Source organism: Cloacibacterium sp. TD35, assembly GCF_028864635.1.
In the GTDB taxonomy this organism is placed as follows: Bacteria; Bacteroidota; Bacteroidia; order Flavobacteriales; family Weeksellaceae; genus Cloacibacterium.
In genome coordinates this window covers 93,012-119,555 of the sequence record NZ_CP104850.1, presented here as the reverse complement: position 1 = coordinate 119,555, position 26,544 = coordinate 93,012, and the positions used below count along the sequence as shown (strand labels likewise).

Sequence of the window (26,544 nt, the reverse complement as noted above, 5' to 3'; positions counted from 1 at the left end):
GTAGAAAAATGTCATCATTTGAAATACTTTTTCAATATTAAAAAGAAATTTTGTGAATTGGTATGCATTATACACAAAGCCACGAAATGAAAAAAAAGTGGAAGAGCAGCTCCATAAAATGGGGTTAGAGGTTTTCTGTCCCAAAGTATCTGTAGTTAAACAGTGGAGTGATCGGAAAAAAAAGGTGAGTCAACCACTGATTCCTTCTTATGTTTTTATCAAGATAAAAGAACAAGAAAGAGATTTAGTATTTAGTGTTCCTGGTGTTGTTCGGTATCTTTTTTTTCTAGGAAAGCCCACTATAATAAAGGAAAATGAAATCAATGCTATGAAAGAAACCTTAAACCATGACTTTAAAGAGGTTCAGGTTTCGGATTTAGAAAAAGGGCAAAAGTTTACCATAGAAGAAGGAACTTTTAAAGGTCAAGAAGCTATTTTTATAGAGCAAAAAGGCAGCAAAATAATTTTGCGTTTAGAGAGTTTAGGAATCAAGTTGATTTTAGAAAAATAAGAAACATACAAAGGAATTTAGGTTCCATTTATTGGTAATGAATCATAAAAATAAAATAGCAGTAATTGGGTTAGGGTATGTAGGTTTACCCTTGGCAAGATTATTTGCTACAAAATATCCTGTAGTTGGATTTGATATTAATGCTGCAAGAATACAAGAGCTCCAATCAGGAAAAGATTCTACTTTAGAAGTAGAAGATCATCTATTGCAATCTGTTTTGTTAGATAAAAACCCATCGGATGAAACGATAGGATTATTTTGTTCAGACAAAATAGAAGATATTGCAGATGCCAATATTTTCATTGTAACTGTACCTACACCTGTAGATAAAAACAATAGACCAGTCTTAACTCCTTTATACAAATCTAGTGAGACTGTAGGAAAAGTCCTTAAAAAAGGAAATGTCGTGATTTATGAATCTACAGTATATCCTGGAGTAACCGAAGAAGAATGTGTTCCAGTATTAGAAAAAGTTTCTGGGCTTAAATTTAATGAAGATTTCTTTGCAGGATATTCTCCAGAAAGGATAAATCCTGGAGATAAAGAACATACAGTAGAAAAAATTCTAAAAGTAACCTCAGGTTCTACCCCAGAAACAGGGAAAATAGTAAATGATTTATACAAATCTGTCATTACAGCAGGAACCTATCTGGCCCCAACCATCAAAGTAGCCGAAGCTGCAAAAGTGATTGAAAATTCACAAAGAGATATCAATATCGCTTTTGTAAATGAGCTGGCTAAAATTTTTAATCTGATGGATATTGATACCCATGAAGTGCTGAAAGCTGCAGGAACCAAGTGGAACTTTTTGCCATTCAAGCCTGGTCTGGTGGGAGGGCATTGTATAGGAGTAGACCCATATTATTTGGCTCAGAAGGCACAAGAATTTGGTTACCATCCTGAGATTATTTTAGCAGGAAGAAGACTGAATGATTCTATGGGGAAATATGTAGCAGAACAAGTGGTAAAAGCGATGATTAAAAAAGACATCAATGTAAATGGTGCAGAAGTTTTAATGCTGGGGATTACATTTAAAGAAAATTGCCCAGATGTTAGAAATACCAAAATAGTAGATGTAATTAATGCATTAGAAGATTTTGGAGTGACGGTTACAACCTTCGACCCATGGGCAAATCCTGAAGAGGTATATCACGAATATCAATTAAATTGTCAAAACTCAATTCCTTTGAAAAAATATGATGCTATCGTTTTAGGAGTAGCACACAAGGAATTTTTAGAGATGGATTTTTCATTTCTTAAAAAAGAAAATACTATATTGTATGATGTAAAAGGAGTTTTGCAAAATAGTAATTATAAACTTTAATCATAAATATTAAAATGAAGAAAAATGTTTTTATAGCAATATGCAGTATTGTATTTATTTTCTTGAACTCATGTACGAGTAAAAAGAAACTAGATTACTTACAAAATATTGAAAGTGTGGCACTAGAAGCTTCTGTGAAGAATGCAAAATCTACTATACAACCAAATGATCAATTGGTAATTATGGTAACAGCTAAAGACATGGATGTAGTGAAGCCTTTCAACCAAAATTTTTCTTCTGGTCAAATTTTACAGTATTCTTTGCCTAGCAATAACTCACCAGCTCAAAGCCAAACCTCTACTTCTGGGCCTACGTACATCGTAGATTCTCAGGGGGATATAGAATTTCCAGTCATTGGAAAAATTAACACAGAGAATAAAAGCACAGAAGAATTAAGAGATATTCTAAAAAAAGAAATTTCAAAATATGTGGTAAATCCACAAGTTTCAGTGAAAAACACCAATTATAAAATCACTGTCTTAGGTGAAGTAAACAAACCAGGAACTTATAATATTCCAGAAGCACAGACAACAGTATTAGAAGTTTTAGGTTTGGCTGGAGACCTTACCATCTATGGAAACAGAGAAGATGTTTTGGTGCTGAGAAATATAGATGGAACGATGAGTAAAGAAAGAATAAACCTTACGCAGGCAGATTTTATTAATTCTCCATACTTTTATCTTAAACAAAATGATGTGATTATTGTATCACCTAATGAGACCAAACAAAAAACCTCTCGATTAGACCCAAATGCAGGAATTTATATATCTGTAGCCTCTATCGTTGTAACAATTTTAGCATTGATTTTTAAAAATTAATACATGAACAATAATAATTTTCAAGAAGAAGAAATCCACATTAATGAATTAATCAGACCTTATCTAAAACGTTGGAAATGGTTTGTATTAGGTGGAATATTTGCATTATTTATCGCTTATCTTTTTCTAAAAACACAAAATCCAGTATATGAAGTAGTTTCTACAGTGCTCATCAAAGATTCTAAAAAATCCATAGGAGGCCAAGATTTTGAAATGCTAAGAGACTTATCAGGTCTTGGCAAAATGAGTTCTGATGGAGTAGACAATGAAATTGAAGTATTTAAGTCTAAAAAACTAATGACCACTGTTATTAAAGACTTAGGACTAGAAACGGATATCTATGTGCCTGGTTTTTTTAAAGATACTGAAGTGTATGGAAAGACCTCTCCAATTATTGTCAAAATTATAAGTGAAAAAGAAACACTTAAACCTGTTAAACCTGTACATTTAACAATCAATGGAGATAAACTAATATTAAATTCTGAAGACATAGGTAGTATCAATTCTAGTTTTAATAAATTAATTTCATTGAAAAATGCCAACATCATTATTCTAAAAAATAAAAAATATGTTGCAGATGCTAAAAAAATAGTCAATGAATTGATTTTAGATATTTCTTCTTTAGAATCTAAAACCAATAACTATCAAGAAAAATTAACAGCTGCTTTAGCTAATAAAGATGTTACAGTTATTAAATTATCTATGAATTATCCTAATGTGGATAAAGCAAAAGATATTATTAATAAATTAGTGGAGGTATACAATGCAGATGCGGTAAATGATAAAAATGCAGAATCTAGAAAAACTGCAGAATTTATTGAAGAAAGAATTGCCAATGTAGGGAGAGACTTAGGAAATGTAGAACTCCAAAAAGAGCAATTCAAAAAAGCAAATCAGATAACAGATTTAGCTGTAGAAGGTGAAATAGGGCTTAAAACTTCGGCGGAAGCCAGAGCGAAACAATTGGAGGTAGCTTCTCAGCTAGAATTAACCAATAGTTTAATTTCTTTTGTGTCAAGACAAGGAAATTATCAAATCATTCCCAATAATATAGGACTAAATAATCCAGGTGCTGTTACGAACATTACTTCCTATAATCAACTGATATTAGAAAGAAACCGTCTTTTAGAAAATGCAACCCCTCAAAACCCATTGGTTATAGAAGTTACCAATCAGATTAATAACTTGAGGCCCACTATTTTACAAAATCTTCAGAAAAGTAGAGATGGTTTACAATTGGCTGTTAGTAGTTACGAACAAGAACAAAATCTTGTATCAGGAAAAATAGCAAAAATTCCTACCCAAGAGAAGATGTTTAGAAGTATAGAGCGTGAACAGCAAATTAAAGAAGCTTTATATTTATTATTACTTCAAAAAAGAGAAGAGACTCAAATTTCCTTAGCCGTTACAGCCCCAAAAGCGAGAATTGTAGACAAAGCTTTTAAGAACAAACAAGTTGCACCTAAATCTGCAATAATCCTTTTAACAGGATTAATGATAGGTTTATTATTACCGTTTGCGCTAGTATATTTATTGGAATTGTTTGATAATAAAATAAAATCAAAACATGACATTGAAAAACTATCAAATGGTAAACCTATAATTGGAGAAATTCCTCAGTTAGAAAAAGGAGCAGATGAACTAATTAAAGTGAATGACTTGTCACCTATGGCAGAAGCATTTAGAATATTGATCACGAATATGAATTTTATGCTTCCTAAGAAAAAAGGTAAAGTGGTTTTTGTTACCTCTACAGTAAAAGGAGAGGGAAAAACGTTTATATCGGTAAATTTAGCCTTAACTTTAGCTTCTCCGTCTAAAAAAACCATTATTATTGGTTCTGATATTAGAAATCCTCAGTTACAGAGATATAACACTGCTAGAAAAGGACTTATAGGACTTACAGAATACTTAAATGATGAAAATGTAAAACTTGAAGAGATAGTCCATCCTAGCTCATTCAACAAAAATTTAGATGTGATTTATTCAGGAAGTATTCCACCAAATCCAACAGATTTACTCTCTAATGGCAAATATGAAACGCTTGTAGAAACGCTTAAAGAAAAATATGATTATATCATTCTAGATACTGCACCATTAATGTTGGTGACTGATTCCTTCTTAATTTCAGAAGTAGCAGATATTACCCTCTATGTGACCAGGTCTAAATACACAGAAAAAACTTTAATAGAATTTGCAAGTAAAAATATAGATGCAGGAAAAATTAATAATGTAGCTTTTGTATTGAATGATGTAGACAAAGATTATTTTGGGTACGGAAATAAATATGGATATGGATATAGCGCTAAGGAAAAGACTTTCTTGGAAAAGCTTAGGGATAAATTTTAAAAAACTGAGAAATTATAAAATTAATAGAAACTAATATGGAGCACGATATCAGACCCTGGGGAGAATATTGGGTTTTAGAGGATGCCAATACTCACAAAGTGAAAAGAATACAAGTAAATCCTGGAGGAAGACTTTCTTTACAGTACCATCACCATAGAGCAGAAGTATGGACTATTGTTTCTGGTATAGGAACAATTACAATTAATGAAACAATTAAAGACTACAGAGAAGGAGAAGTAGCAATAATTCCTCAAGGAGCACATCATAGAATTGAAAATAAAACTCAAGAACCAGTTGTATTTATTGAGGTTCAGCATGGATCTTATTTTGGCGAAGATGATATAGTAAGAATTGAAGACGATTATAATCGAAAATAATGAAAAAAACAGCACTTATCACAGGGATAACAGGTCAAGACGGCTCTTATTTAGCAGAGCTTTTGCTAGAAAAAGGATATATGGTTCATGGAATTAAAAGAAGAGCTTCTTCTTTTAATACCCAGAGAATTGATCATTTATATATTGACCAACATGAAAAACATGTGAACTTTAAACTCCATTATGGGGATCTTACAGATTCTACCAATATCATTAGAATTATACAAGAAGTTCAGCCAGACGAAATATATAATTTAGGTGCAATGTCTCATGTTAAAGTTTCTTTTGACTCACCAGAGTATGTAGCAAATGTTGATGGAATAGGAACATTGAGGATTTTAGAAGCGGTTAGAATTCTAGGTTTAGAAAATAAAACCAGAATTTATCAAGCATCTACTTCAGAATTATATGGAGGATTATCGGAAAACAAAAACGAAAAGGGGTTTTATGATGAAAACTCCCCATTTTATCCTAGATCGCCATACGGTGCGGCTAAAATTTACGGGTTTTGGATTACTAAAAATTATCGTGAAGCTTATGGCATGTTTGCTTGTAATGGCATTTTGTTTAATCATGAATCTCCTAGAAGGGGTGAAACTTTTGTAACCCGTAAAATTACAATGGCTACCGCTGCTATTGCTTTAGGAAAACAAGACTGTTTATATTTAGGAAACCTAAATGCACAAAGAGATTGGGGGCATGCTAAAGATTATGTAGAGGCCATGTGGAGAATTCTTCAGCAAGAAACCCCAGAGGATTATGTAATTGCTACAGGGGTTACTACGTATATTCGTGATTTTGTAAGAATGTCTTTTGCAGAAGTAGGAATAGAGTTAGAATTTGAAGGAGAGCAAGAAAATGAAATTGCAAAAGTAAAAGCTTGTAATAATCCAGAATATCAATTAGAAATTGATAAAGTCGTGGTAAGAGTAGACCCTAGATATTATCGCCCTACAGAAGTTGATCTTTTGATTGGTGATCCTACAAAATCTAAAACTAAATTAGGATGGAAACCGAAATATAATCTCGAAGCGTTGGTAAAGGATATGATCACTTCTGATCTTCTATTGGCTAAAAAACAATTTTCGTAAAATGAATTTAGAAAGTAAAATATATATTGCAGGTCATAGAGGTTTAGTTGGTTCTGCCATTTGGAAGCAATTAGAAATTAAAGGGTATAAAAATCTTGTGGGGAGGACTTCGTCTGAGCTCAATTTAATGGATGCAGTGGCTACTCAAAAATTTTTTGAAGAAGAACAGCCAGAATATGTTTTTCTAGCTGCAGCACATGTGGGAGGAATTATGGCTAATAACATTTATAGAGCAGATTTTATTTACAATAATCTTCAGATACAGCAAAATGTAATATATAATGCTTATAAATTTGGAGTGAAGAAATTATTATTTCTAGGCAGTACTTGTATTTTTCCTAAAGAAGCCAGGCAGCCAATAAATGAAGAAGAGTTATTGACTAATGTGTTAGAGTACACCAATGAACCTTATGCTATTGCTAAGATAGCAGGAATTAAATTGTGTGAAAGCTTGAATATACAGTATGGCACCAATTTTATTTCGGTAATGCCTACTAATCTTTATGGGCCTAATGATAATTTTGATTTAGAAAAAAGTCATGTTTTACCTGCCATGATAAGAAAAATTTTTTTATCAAAGTGTTTAATGGAAAATAATATAGACTTACTGAAAAAAGATTTTAATAAAAGACCGGTAGAAGGAATAAATGGAGAACATTCATTAGAAGAAATAAAAGCTATTTTATCAAAATATGGGGTATTTGAGAATAGAGTAGAGCTCTGGGGTACAGGTAAACCTATGAGAGAATTTCTTTGGAGCGAAGATATGGCAGATGCTTGTATTTATGTAATGCAGAATGTTGACTTTAAAGATTTGATAAAAGATAAAAAAGAGATAAGAAACACGCACATCAATATTGGTACTGGTTCTGATATAACCATTAAAGATTTGTCTATTCTTATTTCTAAAACAATAGGCTATCAAGGAGCTATTTCTTTCGACTCTTCAAAGCCAGATGGTACCATGAAAAAATTGACTGACCCTTCTAAATTGAATGGATTAGGATGGAAACATCAGGTGGGAATTGAAGAAGGGATAGAAAGTATTTATGAATGGTATGTTGCTAATTAATTCTTTATTGATTAAAAATTCTAATTAGAAATTATGGTTAAAACCAGATTGTTTAAAAATATTGCATCATTAGGAATTATACAGCTTGTAAACTATGTTTTTCCTTTAATAACTGTACCATACGTATCTAGGATAATTGGGCCTGATGGTTATGGTTTAATTAATTATGCTACAGCGTTTATTGCATATTTTGCTCTTTTAATAAGCTATGGATTTGATTTGACAGCAACTAGAAAAATAACTCTGCACTCGAAGGAAAAAGAAAATATTGATAATATAGTATCTGAAGTAATTACTTCTAGGTTGATTTTATTTGTTATTTCTGTTTTTTTATTTATCATTTCTATATATTTTTTTAATCCTATCCAAAAGGATATTTATGTTCCAGTCATTTTATTTATTGGATGCATTGCTACAGTAATTTCTCCTCAATACATTTACCAGGGATTTCAGGATCTTCAGATTTTTGCAAAGCTAAATTTTATAAGAGGGCTAGTGAATACTATTTTTGTATTTATATTGGTTAAAAAAGCGAGTGATTATTACTGGATTCCAACATTAACTACAATATTCTTCATAGGAATAAATCTTTTTCTATTTATATTGGCTAAAAAGAAATATAAAATAAATTATAAATTAATTTCCTTGGATAAAGCTTATAAGGTAATTTTGGCAGAGAGAATGGTGTTTTTTTCTACTGTGGTGATAAGTTTATACACTTCAACCAATGTTGTGGTATTAGGTTTTTTTGCAAATACAAGAGAGATTGGCTACTATACTACAAGCCAGAATTTTTTAAATATTATAAGCTCTCTAATCACTATACCTATTTCTATGTCGCTTTATCCTTTCATTGGAAAAGGATTTTCCGTATCAAAAGAATACGGGATTAGCCTTATAAACAGAGTTGTTCCTATAGTTTTTTATATAACATTTTTAGCATCTATATCTATTTTAATATTTGCTCCGTGGATGATAAGATTAGTTTATGGGCATAAATTTGATAATTCTATCCCCGTTCTTCAAATTATTTCTTTTCTTCCGTTTATTATTGGTATGTCTAATATATTTGGAATTCAGATAATGTTAAATTTAGGACTTGACAAGCTTTTTTTTAAAACCACTTTTATAGCGAGTGTAATAGGGATTCTACTTAATATAGTAATGAGTAAATACTACGGATATATAGGTACTGCATGGAATTGCCTAATCGTTGAAAGTTTTGTTACCATTATAATGTATTTGGCTTTAAAAAGAGAAAAAATAAAGATTTTTGTCCTAGATTATTTTGCACCGCAAGAAATCATTAGGACAATCAAAAATAGAAAATAAAATATTATGAAAAAATTTTTGGTTATAGGTTCTGGATTTTCAGGAGCAGTCATAGCAGAGCAGTTAAGTAAAAATCCAGAAAATCACATTACTGTAATAGATGAGCGTGATCATATAGGGGGAAACTGCTATACAGAGAGAGATCCGGAAACCAATGTAATGGTACATAAATACGGTCCACATATTTTTAATACAGACAATAAAGAAGTTTGGGATTACATCCAGAATTTTTGCGAAATGGTTCCGTTTGTAAATCGCGTAAAATCAATTTATAAAGGAAATGTTTATTCTATGCCTATTAATTTGCATACCATAAACCAGTTTTTTAATAAAACTATGAGTCCGGATGAGGCAAAAATATTTATAGAATCAATTGCAAAAAAAGATATTGAAGAGCCTCAAAATTTTGAAGAGCAAGCCATGAAGTTTATCGGGGAAGATCTTTATAAAGCTTTCTTTTATGGTTATACAAAAAAGCAGTGGGGATGTGAACCAACAGAATTACCGGCAAGTATTCTCAAAAGATTACCTGTAAGATTTAATTATAATGATAATTATTATGCAAATCCTTATCAGGGAATTCCAAGAGATGGATATACCGCAATTTTCGAGAAAATGCTTTCCTCCAGTAATATTGAAGTTAAACTTAATACAAAGTTTGATTCTTCATGGGATCTTTCAGAATATGAAAAAGTTTTCTATTCCGGGCCTATAGATGCTTTTTTTAATTATAAATACGGAAGACTTTCGTATAGAACCGTTTATTTTGAAAGAGCTGTAGCAGAAGGAGATTATCAGGGTAATCCTGTCATAAATTATGCAGATCCTGAAGTTCCATATACCAGAGTACATGAGCATAAACATTTTACTCCTTGGGAAGAACATGAGAAAACAACTTACTTCAAAGAATTCAGTAAAGAAACTGAGGAAGCAGATATTCCTTACTATCCTAAAAGGTTAAAAGATGATATGGAAAAACTTACTCTATATGAAAATGAGGTAAAGAAACTATATAAAATTTCTTTTGTAGGAAGGCTTGCTACCTACAGATATATGGATATGCATCATGTAATAGGCGAAGCTTTAGAAATTTGTAAAAGTTATGGAAAATAAGATATATGTTTTATGTCCAGCTAATTACCAGACAGGAGGGACAGAATTAGCTCATCAACTTGTGGACTATCTTAATAAAAAAGGTCTGCAATGTTATATAGTTTATTATTCAAAGGATAAAATAGTAAATGAGGAAATTCCAGAAGGCTTTAGAAAATATAAGATTAAAACTTCTGTTGATATTGAAGATAATGATAAAAACTATTTGTTTATACCAGAAAGTTCTTTATACTTTGCTAGACAAACAAAAAATATTAAATTATTTTTTTGGTGGATGTCTTTTGATAACTTCTTTGGCATAGCTTCAATTTTTGACTACTTAAAGTACTTTTTTAAGGGGTATTTTACATGGAAACAGTTATTAATTAAGATATATTTTTATAATATTAAGTTGTGTACAAGTATTTCATCACTTAGAAAATGCTATAAAGATAGACTAATCAATGTTTATCAGTCCAAATATGCTCAGCATGAAATATTTAATTTAGGATTTTACAATCAATTGCCCCTAAGTGATTATATTAATAAAGAATTTATACAAGATTATCTTGCAGGAAACTCCAATCTTGTTAAACAAAATATAGTTTTATACAATCCAGCAAAAGGAATTAGGACAACCAGAAGATTAATTAAATCTGCACCAGAAATAAAATTTGTACCATTATCTGGACTTACACGTGTACAAATGAAGGAATTACTTAGAACGGCAAAAGTTTATATTGATTTTGGTAATCATCCAGGAAAGGATAGGATCCCAAGGGAAGCATGTATAAATGGATGTTGTGTTATTGTAGCTGCAAAAGGATCTGCAAAATATTTCGAGGATGTTCCAATAAGTGAAAACTATAAATTTTCTAGAATCGATATTAAAAAGATTAAAAATACAATAAATAATATATTTGATAATTACGAACAGCATAATAAAGACTTTGTCTACTATAGAAGTAGAATTGTCGAAGAAGAAAGTATATTTTACAAAGAGATAGATAACATTATTGAGTATATTAACTTGAAGAACATAAAGTCTTCTCACTAGATAAAATTCAGTAAATGCAGGTTTCAATAATAATTGTAAATTATAATACAAAAGATATAACGGAGAATTGTATAGCATCCATTATATCTCAAACAAAGGGCGTAGAATATGAGATTATACTTGTTGATAATGGATCTACTGATGGCTCAAAGGAATATTTTGAACGAAGAAATGAGATAAAATATATTTATTCCAAAGAAAATCTCGGTTTTGGAAAAGCAAATAATTTAGGTAATAGGTATGCCAATGGAGAGTTTTTATTCATATTGAATTCGGATACAATATTGATAGAAAATTCAATAAAAATTTTAAAAGATTTTTTTGAAGCTAACGAACGTAAATTGAATATCGGCGTATTAGGAGCGGTTTTATGTGACGAGAACTTAAACAGAATAAATTCTGCCGGATCTTTTCCTCAGATTAAATATTATATTTCAGATTATTTAAATTTGTTTTTCAAAACAAAATATAAAACTTATGATAATATCGAATTCAAAGATATCACAAAAGTTGATATGGTGAGCGGAGCAGATATGTTTTTAAGAAGGGATTTATTTAATAAGGTGAATGGCTTTGATGAAGATTTTTTTCTGTATTTTGAAGAAACGGATCTTCAGAAGAGAATTTCCAACCTTTCTAAAACAAATTATATTATTAATCAGACAAAGATCATTCACCTTGAAGGTGCAAGTTCTAAGGTAAACAACTGGAAAAGAAAGATCATACAAAATAGTCAAACATTATACTTCAAAAAGAATGATCCTGGAAATTTTTTTAAATATGCTTTTTTTGAAATATTATGTACTCCTGTAAGATTTTTTAATTCAAATTATACTTTTAAAGAAAATATGAGTTTCTTTAGAAATAATATAAATAAGCTTTTATGAATATAGCAATTATAGGAAGCAAAGATTTTGATAGTCTAGAATATCACATACATGATTCTCTTACTTTTTTAGGACATGAGGTATTTCATATTGATATTTCAGATGTAATAAAAATTCCATACAGATATAATTATTACGCTACAAAACTATTTAAAAAATATGATGATTATATTTTTGATAAAATTGCAAATAAAGTAATAGAACAAGCCCCAGATTTGGTAATTGCTACCTATAGATTTATTCACCCTAATTGTATTAAAAAGATTAAAACCAATTTAAGAAATACAAAGGTTATTCATATCAACCCAGATGCAATCACTACATTTGAAAATCAACAGGTTTTTGCTTCAGACTATGACGCTTATTTTACCAAAGATTCTTTTATTGTAGATTTTATGAAAGATAAAATGAAGTTGAATACCTTTTATCTACCAGAAGCACTTAATCCAAGAGTACACAAACCTATTAAAAGGGATAGATTTCAGCTGGAAAATGAAATTAATATAGATGTTACAATGTTTGGTACCATGTATCCGTATAGAGCTAGAATGGCTTCTGAAGTTATTGATTCAGGTGTTAATGTAGCGCTTTTTGGGGTGCCTGACAGGCGATTTCCTAGAGAAGAGATTACAAAAAGTTTTAGAAATGAGTACATTACCGGAGATAGAAAAGCTGAAGTACTTTTTGGGTCTAAAATAGTATTAAATAATTTTCATTATGCAGAAATAAATTCAGCTAATGTGAAGTTTTTTGAAATTAATGGGATTGGAGCATTTCAATTGTGTGACTATAAACCAGTTTTGGAAGAATATTCAGCTGTAGATGTAGAAAAATTCACCTATAAGACAATAGACGAAGCGATTGAAAAAATAAAATATTTTCTTGATCAGCCATTGCTTAGGCATGAGATTTCTAAAAAGCAATGTGAACATTTTCACAAGCACCATACCTATGAAAATAGAATGAAAGATATATTGAATAAACTTAATTTATTTTAAAAATTTATTATATAGTTTAAAAATGCTTTTGTATATAAGTACCATTTTCTTATTAGGTTTTTTTGCCATATTAGATAATCTAATTAGTAATACTCAATATTCTAAATTTAGAACATTTTTTTATGGGATTGCCTATCTTTTAGTAGCATTGCAATTTGGGCTACGTGATAAAATGGCAACAGATTGGGATATGTACGAAAGTTTTTTTAAATATTATTTTATATCTATTCAAGATTTAGATTTTAAAAATTATTCTGTTGAAGTTGCATTTCAGATCTTGCAAATAGGTTTTCATTATATTTCAGATAATTATAATCTGTTTGTCCTATTCCAAAGTTTAGTTTTTTATTTCGTAATATTTTTTGTTTTTTACAAAATTTCATCTGCGCCATTCGTTGCTATAATGCTTTTTTATTCTCTTTTTATAGGCATGGTAGGGGCAAATAGACAATCGATTGCATTAGCATTTTGTTTGATGGGTTTATATTATTATCTTAAAACCAATAATTATTATATTTTTTTTGGTTTTATAGTTGGCGGATTTTTATTTCATACTTCTGCACTTTTATTTTCTATATATCTTTTTTTTAATAGAAAAATAGATTCTAAGTATATTTTGATTGCTATATTATGTTCTTTTATAATTGGCAATACACAATTACCTTTTAAAATATTTTCTTTGTTTGGAGTTGTCAGTGAACATGCAATGTCTAAAACTGAAGCATATTTAGATAGTGCAAAACAAGAGCTTGAAAGGGCACAGGTCTCTACTTTTGGTATTGCTAAGCGTATTATTATACCTTTGTTCTTCATTTATTTTAGAAATAAAATATCATTAAAAGAAAAGTATTTTAATGTTTTTCTTAATGCATATGTTTTTGGAACTTGTTTTTATTTTTTATTCTACAAAACTCTTTTAGTTATGGTGAGTAGAGGTGGTTTTTACTTTAACGTATTCGAAGCTTTATTAACTTCGTCTTTGTTTTTTATTGTTGATAAGAAGTACAGACCTATTTTTGTGTTAATTTTTATTGTTGTATCTATTTTTTATCTTAATCAATCCATTTCAGCATATCCTGAAATTTTTATTCCTTATAGAAGTGTTTTTAATAATTTATTGTAACAAATTAAATAAGAGATATTTTTTATCGTACAATAGTGATTCCATTTAAAACCATTTTCAGTATATATTAAATATGAAAATTAATTTTTTTTTTAGAGAATTTCAACAACATCAGATTAGTATCGAAAAATTATTTGATACTATTATAAAATCTATAGAGAAAAGAGGTGTTAAAACTTATAATATCGTTAATCCTTATAATTTTTCTATTATTAGCATAATTAGATCTATGTTATATTTTAGAAAAAATCAAGCAGAAATTAATCATATTACAGGAGACATCCATTGGGCTATATTTACATTAAATGCCAAAAAAACGATACTCACTATTCATGATTTGGTAGGGATGAATCAATACAATGGTATAAAAAAATGGATTTATTATATATTTTGGGTCTATCTTCCTATAAAAAAAGCAAAATATATTACGGTTATTTCTGATAAAACTAAAAATGAAATCTTAGAGTTAATTCCTTCTGCTGAGTCAAAAATTACTGTTATTCCAAATTTATTAACTGTAGAACCAATTGATACTAATTTTTTGAAACAAAATAAATTGCTAAATGTTTTAGTAGTTGGTACTAGAAGTAATAAAAACATCGAAAAAATTTTTGATGCTGCAAAAGGTAAACAAATTGAAATAACTATTATAGGTGATTTAAGTTCATCCCTGCTACAGAAAATAAATGAAAATAATTTGCATTATAATAATTTGATTAATATTTCTGATGAAGTATTATTAAATTGCTATGACAATGCAGATGTATTGTGTTTCCCTTCATTATATGAGGGCTTTGGTTTGCCTATTTTAGAAGCACAAGCTAGAAATTGTGCTGTTATTACTTCTAATATATCTCCATTAAAAGAGGTTGCAGGTGATGGAGCAATTTTTGTTGACCCAAATAGCGTTCAAGATATTAGTGAGGCCTTAGATGTTTTAGAAAATGATGAAATCAGATTAGATTTGATATTAAAAGGTAAACAAAATATTAAGAATTACTTGCCAGAGATAATTACTGAAAAATACATATTTTTATATAATGAAATAATTAATAAAGTAAAATAATTCTAATAGATACCCTATACATAAACATAGAAGGTTGTAAAGTTTTTACTAGACTATTTAATTTAATAGTTAGAAAAAACTGATAAAAAAATAGTATCTGCTAGATAAATATATAGAAAAAAAATCAACAGATGTAAATCGTCAGCAAAAAGTGGACACTTTTTATTAATAACTTAAGGAGTGGTTTAAATAATGACAAATGTTAATATGAGAATAATATACGACAACATAGTTTATAATCTACAAAAGTCAGGTGGTGTTTCTGTTTATTGGGCAGAATTATCTAAAAGATTAAATGTTTCAAAAAAACATGATATAGTATTTTATGATCAAATAGAAAGTAATCATAATTTATTTCGAAATAGTTTAATTTTGAATAATGTAAAAACAGAAAGTTTTTTAACTTTAAGTATTAGAAGGTATTTAAATTTTACTCCTAAAATAAATGACAGATCTATATTTCATTCTAGTTATTATAGGGTTTCCAAATCTAAAAATGCTATTAATGTAACTACCATTCACGATCTAACAACTGAAAAATTTAGAAAGGGATTGGCAAGATGGGTGAATTTTCAGCAGAAAAGACATGCAGTATTGAATTCGGATGGAGTCATATGTATATCTGAAAACACAAAAAAAGATTTATTAGAACTAATACCACAGATAGATGAAAGCAAAATAAGAGTAATATATAATGGAGTAAGTGATGATTTTTTTGTAATAGAGGAAGATTTTAGTATTCAAGATAAAGAAAAAAGATTTAAATCTTTAGAAAATCAAAAATATCTCTTATATGTAGGGCATAGAACCGCAAGCTATAAAAACTTCAACGTAGCTGTAAAGGCAGCAAGTCTAGTAAAAGAAAAATATAAATTGGTAATTGTAGGTGAAGCTCTTTCTGATGAAGAAAAAAAATTTGTAGAAAAAGAGATAGGAAATAGGTATTTAATAATATCTAAATTGAAAAATAAAGAATTGAATTATCTATATAATAAAGCTTTTGCACTTTTGTACCCCTCACTTTATGAAGGGTTTGGTATTCCAATAGTAGAAGCAATGAAGACTAAATGTCCTGTAATAGCTGTTAATAGCTCTTCAATTCCTGAAGTAGCAGGTAATGGGGCAATATTAATAGATAATATAAATCCTTTAGCTATTTTTGAAAGTTTAAAAAGACTTGAAAATTCAGAATTTAGAAACCAGTTAACAGAAAGGGGTTTAAAGCAAAGCGAAAAATTTAATTGGGACAATACTTTTAATCTATATATAGATTATTATACTTATTTGTATAATAAAAATAAAAAACATTAATATGAAAATTTCAATAATTACTGTGTGTTTTAATAGTGCTAAAACTATAGAAGACACATTTAAATCTGTTAAAAGTCAAACTTGTCAGAATATTGAATATATTGTTGTTGATGGAGGCTCCAAAGATGAAACAATAGAAATCATAAAAAAATATGAAAAAATTATTTCTTCATGGATTTCTGAATCAGATAAAGGTCTTTATGATGCAATTAACAAAGGAATTGAAAAAGCAAGTGGGGATTTTATAGGGATATTAAATTCAGATGATGTTTTTTATTCAAATAATACAATACAAGATTTAATAAATTTTTTGGAACAACAAAAAGATGTAGATGCTATTATTGGTGATATTGTTCAAGTGAAAAATAATAAGATAATCAGAAAGTATAGTTCTAAAAATTGGACACCAAACAAGCTAAGACTTGGGTTTATGCCTCCTCATCCATCCATATTTATAAAGAAATTAGTTTATAATAAATTGGGACTTTATAAGTTAGGCTATAAAATAGCTGCAGATTATGAGTTAATTATAAGATATTTTTTGAAGAATAAAATAAATTTTAAATATTCGGGAATTATTACAACCAAAATGTTAGTTGGTGGGGCTAGTAGCTCTGGTGCTAGTAGTTATAAAATAATCACTAATGAAGTTCAAAGAGCATTCAATGAAAATGATTTGAATTATTCAAAATTTAGAGTAAAGTATAGGGTTTTGTGGAAATTAATGGACTATATTTTTAAAAATTAAAATGAGAATAACTATTACAGGGGCATCAGGTTTTGTAGGAAAAAATTTATCTTCTTTTTTAGAAAATAAAGAATGTCAAATAGAAAGCCTTTCCTTAAGAAATTCCTGGACTTTAGATTCTTCTGCAGATGCCATTATTCATTTGGCGGGGAAAGCTCATGATACAAAAAATATATCTATCGAAAAAGAATATTTTGAAGTAAATACAGAACTTACAAAAAAATTATTTGAAAATTTTTTAAACTCATCAGTGAAAGATTTTTTTTACTTCAGTAGTGTTAAAGCTACAGCAGACTCCGTAGAAGGGTTCTTAGATGAAAACCATGCATCAGACCCCAAAACACCTTATGGGAAGTCTAAATTAGAAGCTGAAAAATTTTTATTAAATAAGGAATTACCAAAAAATAAACGATTGTTCATCATTCGTCCTTGCATGATTCACGGACCAGGAAATAAAGGAAACTTAAATCTTTTGTATAAATTTGTACAAAAAGGCATTCCTTATCCATTAGCCGCTTTTGAAAATAAACGTTCATTTTTAAGCATTGACAATCTTAATTTTTTAATTTTAGAAATGCTTTCTAATAAGAACGTAGGTTCAGGGATTTATAATTTTGCAGATGATGAGGTGCTTTCTACCAATGAATTGGTAAAACTCATTGCCAATACTTCTGGAAAAAAAGAAAAATTATGGAAAATTTCTTCAAAACTCATTTCGGCAACTGCCAAAATGGGAGATGTGATGAAATTACCTTTAAACTCAGAAAGACTAAAAAAGTTGACCGAAAATTATTGGGTAAGCAATCAGAAAATAAAAAATGCTTTAGGAATAGACCAATTGCCTGTTTCTGCAAGTGAAGGTTTAGAAAAAACGATTAAAAGTTTTAAATAATTTATGGAATTCATCATCGTTACGTTTATATTGTTGGTCTTAGAACTGCTTTATTTTAGAATAGCAGACAAGTTTAATATTATAGATAAGCCCAATCACAGAAGTTCTCATACGCAGATTACACTTCGTGGAGGTGGAATTATTTTTCCGATTGCATTTGTGCTGTATTTTGTGGTGAGTGCTGCGTACAGAAAAGATTACTTTTTACCGGAAGATTATTGGAGTTTTGGGTTAGGATTATTAGCCTTATCTACCATTAGTTTTCTGGATGATATTTTAGATTTATCGAGCAAATTGAGATTATTATTTCATTTTGTAGCCGTAACCTTGCTGATTTATTTCTTAGGATTATTCACCTCTGCATCCATTTGGTTCATTCCTTTGGTGTATATTTTTGTAATAGGAGTACTGAATGCCTACAATTTTATGGATGGCATCAATGGAATTACGGGAGTGTACAGCTTGGTCATGTTGCTCACGTTTTATTACATCAATCAATATGGAGTTACATTCACCGATGCTCATTTTATTATCTACCCAATTTTGGCAAGTTTGGTGTTTTTATTTTTCAATTTTAGAAAAAAAGCCAAATGTTTCGCAGGAGATGTTGGAAGCATGAGCATTGCATTTTGGGTTTTAGCTTTATTAGGATTGTTGATGGTAAAAACCGAAGATTTAACATATTTATTATTCATCGCAGTGTATGGAATAGAAGTGATTTCAACCATTCTTCAAAGAATAAAACTAAAGGAAAATATTTTTGAAGCACACCGTCATCATTTATATCAGTTGTTGGTCAACCAAATGAAATGGTCACATCTTTTGGTGGCTACTTTATATGGAGGCGTTCAGTTACTGATTAACGCTTGTGTCATTAAATTCGGACTCAACTTCTGGGAAGGTGTGTTGTATTTAATTCTGCCTACCTTCATCACCTACATATATTCCAAATATTACATCTACAAAAAAACAGGAGCTTACTAAAAAATACCAGAACCGAATTTTCGGTTCTTTTTTTTATCCAAAAATCATTTATTATCAATTTTCTCATTTTCAAATTTCCAAATCACCACATCACCACATTACCACATCACCACATCACCACATCACCTCATCACCTCATCACCTCATCACCACATCACTTCAAATCCATAGATACTCCATAGATAAAGCATAGATAGTGCATGAAAAGTGCATGAAATGAATAAGCAAATTTTACCTCAAAAAAACTCTTTTCTAAAGTTCCTTTTTAATTTCATAAATTTGCAATCTTAAATAATTCAATACTTACCATCCATCAATTATCATACATGAGAACAAAATCTGTAGGCAAAAAGAAAATTAACATCGTAACCCTAGGCTGTTCAAAAAACATCTACGACTCAGAAGTCTTAATGGGACAGCTCAAAGCAAACGGCAAAGAAGTAGTCCACGAACAACGTGGAGACATCGTAGTGATTAACACATGCGGTTTTATCGATAATGCCAAAGAAGAATCCATCAATACTATTTTAGATTTTGTAGAAGCTAAAAATAGAGGAGAAGTAGAGAAAGTCTTCGTTACAGGTTGTCTTTCAGAAAGATATAAGCCAGATTTAATCAGAGAAATTCCAGATGTAGACCAATATTTTGGGACTAGAGATTTACCAATTTTGCTAAAACATCTTGGTGCAGACTATAAACATGAATTAGTAGGAGAACGTTTAACTACTACTCCAAAACACTATGCCTACCTGAAAATCGCTGAAGGTTGTGATAGACCTTGTGCATTTTGTGCCATTCCTTTGATGAGAGGTGGTAATGTTTCTACTCCAATTGAAAACCTAGTCATAGAAGCACAAAAACTTGCAAAATCTGGTGTGAAAGAACTCATTTTAATTGCTCAAGACCTTACCTATTACGGTTTAGATTTATACAAGAAAAGAGCATTAGGAGATTTATTAAAGGAATTGGTAAAAGTAGAAGGAATAGAATGGATTCGTCTGCATTATGCATTTCCTTCAGGTTTTCCAGAAGATGTATTAGAATTGATTAAATCAGAGCCTAAAATTTGTAATTATATAGATATTCCGCTTCAGCACATTAATACAGAAATTCTGAAAGCCATGAAGCGTGGAACTACTTATGAAAAAACCAATGCTTTATTGGATAAATTCCGTGAGAAAGTTCCAGATATGGCTATCAGAACTACGCTAATTGTTGGTTTCCCTGGTGAAACGGAAGAAAAGTTCCAAGAATTAAAAGATTGGGTTCGTACGCAACGTTTTGATAGATTGGGTTGTTTTACCTATTCTCATGAAGAAAATACAAGCGCGTATGTGTTAGAAGATGATGTTCGAGAAGAGGTAAAACAAGCTAGGGTAGAAGAAATTATGGAATTACAGTCTCAGATTTCTTGGGAAAAGAATCAAGAAAAAATCGGAAAAACTTACAGATGTATTTTTGATAGAAAAGAAGGAAATTATTTCGTGGGAAGAACGGAATATGATTCTCCAGATGTAGATAACACGGTTTTAGTGGAAGCAAAAGACACTTATATTTCAATTGGTGAATTTGTAAATATTAAAATTACTTCCGCAGAAGAGTTCGATTTGTATGGTGAAATTGCAGAATAATATTTCTTATTTCTTTACGTAAAACCATAAAATTTACATTAAGTTAAATTTAAATTAATGTAATCAATAATAGAAAATCATCAATTAATTGGTGATTTTTTTGATTTTATTCAATTGTTTTCGTTGATAATGTTTTTGAATTGGCAAAAAACAATGCTTTAAATAGTTAATAATGTTAACAATTTTAACATATTTTTTAACATTTTTTAACATTTTCTGTTATTTCCTATGAATAGGTAGTTGAGAGAGTTGTTTAACAAATTTTTAACATAAAATTAAGAAAATTTAACAACTTGGTTGTGTGCTAAAAGAGGTTCATGATAACTTTGCGCCTGTAAAACCCACAAAAAATATTCAAAATGATGAAAAGAGCAATTCTCGTAATCATAATGATGATTTCAACTCTTGGTTTATATTCTTTCAAATATAATACCAATGATGCTAACACAAGTTTTGCATCGTTCTACCACGATAAATTTAACGGTAGAAAAACTGCAAGTGGTGAAGTTTTTGATAATTCTAAACTTACTGCTGCAAATATGAGATTACCATTTGGAACACAAGTAAAAATTACTAACTTAAGAACAGGAAAATCTGTTGTAGTTAGAATTAATGACAGAGGTCCATTTCACAAAAGTAGAGCTTTTGATATGACAAAAGCTGCTTTTAAAGAAATTGGTGATCATAGTTCTGGAACTATTCCTATAGAATATGAAATTGTCGATTAACGATTAAAACCACCTGAAAAGGTGGTTTTTTTGTTTATAAAAAGATCTATTTTTAATCTTTTAGTTCAATATATACTGGACAATGATCACTGTGTACGGCTTCTTTTAAAATTAAAGCTCTTTCTAATTGGTTTTCAAGGGATTTTGTAATGAAATGGTAGTCTAATCTCCAGCCTAAGTTTTTCGCTCTAGAATTTTGTCTGTAACTCCACCAAGAAAATTCTTGCTTATCTGGATGCAAATAACGAAAACTATCAATCAAATTACATTCTTTTAGGAATTTTGTCATCCATTCTCTTTCTACAGGCAAAAATCCTGAAGTGTTTTTGAGACCTTTTGGATTGTGAATGTCTATTTCTTCATGACAAATGTTGAAATCGCCACAAATCACCAAATTCGGGATTTCTTTCTGTAAATTTTTAATGTATTCTAGAAAATCTTCAGCAAACTGAAGTTTAAAGCCTAATCGCTCAATATTAGAAGCACTCGGTACATACACGGAAAGCACCGAAAAATCTTCAAAATCTGCTCTTATAATTCTGCCTTCGTTATCATAATGTTCTATTCCGCAACCGTATTCTACGTGTTTTGGTTCTATTTTGCTCGCAATTCCCACTCCAGAATAACCTTTTCTTACCGCAGAATGCCAATAACTTTTGTAACCTACTTTTTCCAGACTTTCGATGTCTATTTGGTCGTTTCCAGCTTTAGATTCTTGAATGCAGATAATATCAGGATTAGCCACTTGCAACCAACCGATAAAATCTTTGGTAAAAGCTGCTCTAATTCCGTTGACGTTGTAAGAGATGATTTTCATAGTTATATAAATAATCCTTCAAGGATTTTAAATCCTTGAAGGATTGAATTAAATTTATAAAATTTCGATTTTGTTTTTATAAAATTCTTCCGTTTCTTCTAACAATTCATAAAATTCTTCCAAACTTAAAACTTGCAAAAATTTGGTTTTAAATTCTTTAAAATGAGAAATTCCACGGAAATAATTGCTGTAATGTTGTCGCATTTCTATCAAGCCTAATCTTTCGCCTTTCCATTCTGCACTCCATTCTGCGTGTTGTTTTACGGCAAGAAGTCGGTCAGAAATCGTTGGTTCTGGTAATTTTTCTCCCGTTTCAAAAAAATGTTTAATTTCATTAAAAATCCAAGGATAACCAATCGCCGCTCTACCAATCATCATTCCATCACAAGCGTATTTTTGTCTGTATTCTAAAGCTTTTTCAGGAGAATCAATATCACCATTTCCAAAAATCGGAATTTCAATATTAGGATTTTGTTTGATTTTAGAAATATATTCCCAATCTGCTTCACCTTTGTACATTTGACTTCTGGTTCTTGCGTGAATCGTCAACGCTTTAATTCCTGCATCTTGCAATCTGAGTGCTACTTCTTCAATATTAATTGTATCAACATCCCAACCTAATCTCGTTTTCACCGTAACAGGAAGATGTGTAGAATTTACCACAGCTTTAGTGAGACGAACCATTAAATCTACATCTTTCAAAACGCCAGCTCCGGCTCCTTTGGAAACTACTTTTTTCACGGGACAACCGAAGTTGATGTCCACAATATCAGGATTTACAGTTTCTACAATTTTGGCAGAAAGTGACATCGCTTCTTCATCGCCGCCAAAAATCTGAATTCCTACAGGTCTTTCGTAATCAAAAATATCCAGTTTTTTCCTAGATTTCATCGCATCACGAATCAAGCCTTCAGAAGAAATAAATTCTGAATACATTAAGTCTGCGCCGTGTAATTTGCATAATCTGCGGAAAGGAGGATCACTCACATCTTCCATAGGTGCTAATAAAAGCGGAAAATCAGGAAGTTCTATGTTGCCTATTTTTACCATTTTGCAAAAATAAGCAAAACGATTTAGAATGAAGCACGAACTTGCACACTTCCGATATGAATTGTTCTTTCACCAGAATTTCTGCCTTCGTAATTCACATTGAGTTGAAGGAAAGAGTTTAATGCTTGTTGAAGAATAACGCTCCAAACCTGGTTTTTGCCAGGTTTTAATCCGTCGAGCATTTGATTTCCTACAATGCTGAAAGCGTTTCCTGTGAAATCATTATTGATGAAACTGAAATTTCCACGGATGGAAGTTTTCTGTTTTTCCCATTGCAAAGTTCCAGTGGCATCAAAGGTTTTTAAGAATTCTGCACCGTCTTTTCTGTCCTTGATTTTATAAGCGGTAGAAACTTCGGTTTGTATGCTTTCTGAAAGTTTGTAAACCAATTTTGGCTTGGTTTCGTAGATGTTTAAAGTGTAATCGCGTGTTTTGAATAATTGTGACGAAGATTGGTAATTCTGCAACTGATTTTCCCAATCTGCGCGGAGATTTTTATTAAACCAATATCCAAAATTGACCAAATGAGTTTGCGTGTTTTTCTTTTCGATGCTGAAGTTGGCATTGACTAAATTTTGATTGTCGATAAAACGATAATTTCCGTTCCAGCCAGATTTTTCGGTCGGATTGAAAAGTACAGAAAATAGCAAATTCTGATTTTTTAAAATTTGATTATTTTCGGTTTTAAATGGATTAAATTCTAAAATTCGGTCTTCTTTGAAGAAGGAATTTTGGGCATTGAGTGAAATGTTAAAATTCCAACGTCTTAAAAACTGATTGTCAGAATTAAAAACAATATAAGGATTCACCGAAAGCGAAAGTTGCAATTTATTTTTGTTGGAAGGTGTGTATTTTACAGTATTCGTGTAAACTCTTATATATTGCGCTAAATCAGCATATTCTGCAATTTCGAACTCATCTAACTGCTGAATTCCGTCGCCATTATAATCCGTCCATTTGTAAATTCCTTGTCCGTCTGTTACTTTTAAATACTGGAATTCTCGCTGTGCTTCTTGTCCGTTTCCGAGTTCATAAAACGCTTGTAAACGCATTCCGTTTTTGAAAAATTGTTGATTGTACTGAATGTTTCCAATCACAAAATCTGAATTAAATTGCGTTTTTAATTCATTTTCGTAGAAAAATTTTCTATAATGAACGAGAGTGGAAAGTTGTGTTTTTTCGGTTCTAATCAACTGACTTTCCAGCATTAAACCGAGAATATTATTCATTTTTTTTAAAGCATTATCACGCACAGAATCATTGGCTCTGAAATAAGATTTTGCCAACAATTTGGTTCGTAAACTGTCGCCAACTCTTTTTTGAACAAAAACTTCTTTCCAGGAAAAACTGGTAACATCAAGTGTTTTAGTTTGGTTAAAATTCTTCACATTATGCTCGAAACTTCCGCCAAAACTCCAGCTTCCTTTTTTGCCTAAAAATTCAGTGGAAACATTTCCTCTTGCAAATTTTGTGTCTTGAAAATCTGAAGTGGTATTTAGGTAAGATAAATTTCCTCGAGTTTCTATTTTTTTCTTTAGAAATTTAAAATCTAAATCGTTTTTAATGCCGTTATAACTTTGTTTTTCGTTTAGGTAATTCAGTTTGTAATTAATAAAATTGGTGTTTTTCCATTGGTTTGCAACACTGAAAATCAATCTGTTTTGTGTGATTTGGTTAAATTCTTGATTTAGATTAAAATCTCTGGAAAATTCCACATCATTAATTCTATCTAAAATATGAAACTGCGAAGAAATTCTCTGAAATTCTGCACCAACTGTTCCGCTCCAATTGTTTTTGGTAAAGATTTTATTCCCGAAAATTCTTCCTGCAAAACCTGTATTCTGGTCGTTGTTTTTAGATGAAAATAAATTAACATCATAATTACTCAAAGAGAAATCTCCACCAATTTTTCCTTTGTTAAAAGTATATTCTGCCGAAGTAGAAAATACTTGAGATTTCTGCGGAGAAGGCAACTTTCTAAGTGCAGAAAAATCGCCGTTTCCAGCGCCTACAAATTCAAAAACTCTTCCGTTATTAGTAGATTGTTTTAGTTTATAATCTCCTTTTCCAACTCCAAAGTAAGTAAAAGAAACGTTGTACAAGGTTTCCGCTTTGTCAATGGAAAATTCGTAATAATTTCCTTGTGGGCTTTGTATCAATTTGTACAAAATTTTGTTCACATCGTATTCTGTAACCACAGCAGAAGGAGCCAACATTAAGTCTTGATTGTTTCCTGCATTGGCCAAAATTTGCTCGTCTTCTTTGGATAAATTGAGTGAAAGTGGAGCGTTTTTATTGTCGTTTTCTAGAAAAGCATCAAAGGAAAGTTTCAGTTTTTCTGTTTGATGTTTCACTGATGAAGTTACGATGAAACGGTTGTAGTTTCGGATCGTGTAATTGTAGGAAATGGTGATGAAATTCTGTTTGAAAATCGGTCTAAAACTCGTGAAAGTAATTTCTCCCGTGTTGTAATTGATTGTGTAATCTTGGTTTTCGCCACGTTTCATGAGAATTCCATCGATGAAAACCTGTTCAGAACCCGAAAGAATAGTGATGAAATTTTCGCCGTTTTTGCCATTTAAACGATATGGCCCTTGGTTTCCTTCCACGCCTTGAAAGCGAATTCGGTTAAATTCACTTCTGGCAACTCCTGCTGAAAAATCCAGAAAAGTTTTGTTGTCTTTCCCAAAATTAGTTTGGAATCCAATTCCCATACTTCTGCGTTGATATCTCCCAAAGTAGGTTTGGTCGTCTTGCAAATCAAGATGTCCTGCTTTTAAAATGCTTCTGTCTTTAATATTGAGTTGAAGATAGATTTTATCAAATTCCTGTAAAGTTTGGGTATAACCATCCGCTTGAATCGGCAAATTATGGTCTGAAATGCTCGCGAGAATGGAAACATCTTTACTCAGCTTTCCAGCAATTTGCATATCCATTGAAGATTGCACCGATTGCCCTTGGTTATTCCCGAAAGTGATTCCTCTAATGATGGAACCTTTAGCGTTTAAGTCGCCAAGAATTTGTGAACGAGAATTTTTCTTAACCAAAACCGATTCATCGTAAAGGATTTTCTTTTCTTTCCAAACAAAATTGGCGGTATCTTTTCTGAAAAAATCACCAGTCAGTTTTTTTGATAGGAGAGAGTCTGTTTTTAAAGAGTCTTGGGTAGGGAAATTGGGGTTTTTCCATGTGAAAATCTGTGCTTTTGTAAAAAAAGCACTACAAAAAATGAATAATACCAATAATTTTTTTTTCACAAAACCCCTGTGCATGTTGCACAACTCAA

At 30.5% G+C, this 26,544-nt stretch carries 23 protein-coding genes; 20 read left to right on the top strand and 3 right to left on the bottom strand.

Translation table 11 applies throughout. The features are described 5' to 3' along the window. Window positions 1-52 precede the first annotated feature (52 nt). The 20 genes from N7277_RS00470 to N7277_RS00375 all read left to right on the top strand — a co-directional run bounded on the left by N7277_RS00470 (window position 53) and on the right by N7277_RS00375 (window position 21,391). Window positions 53-511, top strand: coding sequence for a UpxY family transcription antiterminator (locus N7277_RS00470; RefSeq protein WP_274779835.1), 459 nt, complete (start codon window positions 53-55; stop codon window positions 509-511). A gap of 37 nt (window positions 512-548) precedes the next feature. Then, window positions 549-1,835, top strand: coding sequence for a nucleotide sugar dehydrogenase (locus N7277_RS00465; RefSeq protein WP_274779834.1), 1,287 nt, complete (start codon window positions 549-551; stop codon window positions 1,833-1,835). A gap of 14 nt (window positions 1,836-1,849) precedes the next feature. After that, window positions 1,850-2,653: a polysaccharide biosynthesis/export family protein gene (locus tag N7277_RS00460; RefSeq protein ID WP_274779833.1), complete on the top strand. Its 804-nt coding sequence runs from the start codon at window positions 1,850-1,852 to the stop codon at window positions 2,651-2,653. 3 nt (window positions 2,654-2,656) lie between these two features. After that, entirely contained in the window at window positions 2,657-5,002 is a 2,346-nt protein-coding gene (locus N7277_RS00455; RefSeq protein ID WP_274779832.1) for a GumC family protein, read from the top strand. 35 nt (window positions 5,003-5,037) lie between these two features. Beyond that, window positions 5,038-5,379, top strand: a complete 342-nt coding sequence (locus tag N7277_RS00450; protein ID WP_274779831.1) for a phosphomannose isomerase type II C-terminal cupin domain — start codon at window positions 5,038-5,040, stop codon at window positions 5,377-5,379. Further along, window positions 5,379-6,470, top strand: a complete 1,092-nt coding sequence (gene gmd / locus N7277_RS00445) for a GDP-mannose 4,6-dehydratase (protein ID WP_274779830.1) — start codon at window positions 5,379-5,381, stop codon at window positions 6,468-6,470. The genes N7277_RS00450 and gmd overlap by 1 nt, the downstream gene beginning before the upstream one ends. A 1-nt stretch (window position 6,471) precedes the next feature. Continuing rightward, the gene (locus N7277_RS00440) at window positions 6,472-7,542 is read left to right on the top strand and encodes a GDP-L-fucose synthase family protein (RefSeq protein ID WP_274779829.1); all 1,071 of its coding nucleotides are present in this window, start codon (window positions 6,472-6,474) and stop codon (window positions 7,540-7,542) included. 33 nt (window positions 7,543-7,575) lie between these two features. Continuing rightward, window positions 7,576-8,874, top strand: a complete 1,299-nt coding sequence (locus N7277_RS00435; RefSeq protein ID WP_274779828.1) for a flippase — start codon at window positions 7,576-7,578, stop codon at window positions 8,872-8,874. A gap of 6 nt (window positions 8,875-8,880) precedes the next feature. After that, window positions 8,881-9,987 carry a UDP-galactopyranose mutase gene (gene glf, locus N7277_RS00430; protein WP_274779827.1) on the top strand — a complete coding sequence of 369 codons (1,107 nt, stop codon included), beginning with the start codon at window positions 8,881-8,883 and terminating at the stop codon, window positions 9,985-9,987. After that, window positions 9,977-11,023, top strand: coding sequence for a hypothetical protein (locus tag N7277_RS00425; protein ID WP_274779826.1), 1,047 nt, complete (start codon window positions 9,977-9,979; stop codon window positions 11,021-11,023). The genes glf and N7277_RS00425 overlap by 11 nt, the downstream gene beginning before the upstream one ends. A gap of 14 nt (window positions 11,024-11,037) precedes the next feature. After that, window positions 11,038-11,910 (top strand): glycosyltransferase family 2 protein, encoded by an 873-nt coding sequence (locus tag N7277_RS00420; protein WP_274779825.1) that lies wholly within the window; start codon window positions 11,038-11,040, stop codon window positions 11,908-11,910. Further along, complete coding sequence (locus N7277_RS00415; RefSeq protein ID WP_274779824.1) at window positions 11,907-12,908, top strand: CgeB family protein; 1,002 nt, start codon at window positions 11,907-11,909, stop codon at window positions 12,906-12,908. The genes N7277_RS00420 and N7277_RS00415 overlap by 4 nt, the downstream gene beginning before the upstream one ends. A gap of 22 nt (window positions 12,909-12,930) precedes the next feature. Then, complete coding sequence (locus N7277_RS00410) at window positions 12,931-14,031, top strand: EpsG family protein (protein ID WP_274779823.1); 1,101 nt, start codon at window positions 12,931-12,933, stop codon at window positions 14,029-14,031. 73 nt (window positions 14,032-14,104) lie between these two features. Beyond that, on the top strand, window positions 14,105-15,097 hold the full coding sequence (locus N7277_RS00405; RefSeq protein WP_274779822.1) for a glycosyltransferase family 4 protein: 993 nt from the start codon (window positions 14,105-14,107) through the stop codon (window positions 15,095-15,097). A 207-nt stretch (window positions 15,098-15,304) separates the two neighbouring features. After that, window positions 15,305-16,408 carry a glycosyltransferase family 4 protein gene (locus N7277_RS00400; RefSeq protein ID WP_274779821.1) on the top strand — a complete coding sequence of 368 codons (1,104 nt, stop codon included), beginning with the start codon at window positions 15,305-15,307 and terminating at the stop codon, window positions 16,406-16,408. Window position 16,409: 1 nt separating this feature from the next. Beyond that, window positions 16,410-17,156, top strand: a complete 747-nt coding sequence (locus tag N7277_RS00395) for a glycosyltransferase family 2 protein (protein WP_274779820.1) — start codon at window positions 16,410-16,412, stop codon at window positions 17,154-17,156. Window position 17,157: 1 nt separating this feature from the next. Continuing rightward, window positions 17,158-18,048, top strand: a complete 891-nt coding sequence (locus N7277_RS00390) for an NAD-dependent epimerase/dehydratase family protein (RefSeq protein ID WP_274779819.1) — start codon at window positions 17,158-17,160, stop codon at window positions 18,046-18,048. Window positions 18,049-18,051: 3 nt separating this feature from the next. Then, complete coding sequence (locus N7277_RS00385) at window positions 18,052-19,032, top strand: MraY family glycosyltransferase (protein WP_274779818.1); 981 nt, start codon at window positions 18,052-18,054, stop codon at window positions 19,030-19,032. A 326-nt stretch (window positions 19,033-19,358) separates the two neighbouring features. After that, window positions 19,359-20,663, top strand: coding sequence for a 30S ribosomal protein S12 methylthiotransferase RimO (rimO, locus tag N7277_RS00380; protein ID WP_274779817.1), 1,305 nt, complete (start codon window positions 19,359-19,361; stop codon window positions 20,661-20,663). A 359-nt stretch (window positions 20,664-21,022) separates the two neighbouring features. Next, the gene (locus tag N7277_RS00375) at window positions 21,023-21,391 is read left to right on the top strand and encodes a septal ring lytic transglycosylase RlpA family protein (protein ID WP_274779816.1); all 369 of its coding nucleotides are present in this window, start codon (window positions 21,023-21,025) and stop codon (window positions 21,389-21,391) included. Between the two features lie 52 nt (window positions 21,392-21,443). Here N7277_RS00375 and N7277_RS00370 read toward each other — a convergent pair whose 3' ends face one another. From N7277_RS00370 to N7277_RS00360, 3 genes are read right to left on the bottom strand one after another with little or no spacing between them, the layout of a single operon-like run. Beyond that, entirely contained in the window at window positions 21,444-22,208 is a 765-nt protein-coding gene (locus tag N7277_RS00370; protein ID WP_274779815.1) for an exodeoxyribonuclease III, read from the bottom strand. A 54-nt stretch (window positions 22,209-22,262) separates the two neighbouring features. Beyond that, window positions 22,263-23,258 (bottom strand): tRNA dihydrouridine synthase DusB, encoded by a 996-nt coding sequence (dusB, locus tag N7277_RS00365; RefSeq protein ID WP_274779814.1) that lies wholly within the window; start codon window positions 23,256-23,258, stop codon window positions 22,263-22,265. 23 nt (window positions 23,259-23,281) lie between these two features. Then, complete coding sequence (locus N7277_RS00360) at window positions 23,282-26,530, bottom strand: hypothetical protein (protein WP_274779813.1); 3,249 nt, start codon at window positions 26,528-26,530, stop codon at window positions 23,282-23,284. Between the last annotated feature and the right edge of the window lie 14 nt (window positions 26,531-26,544).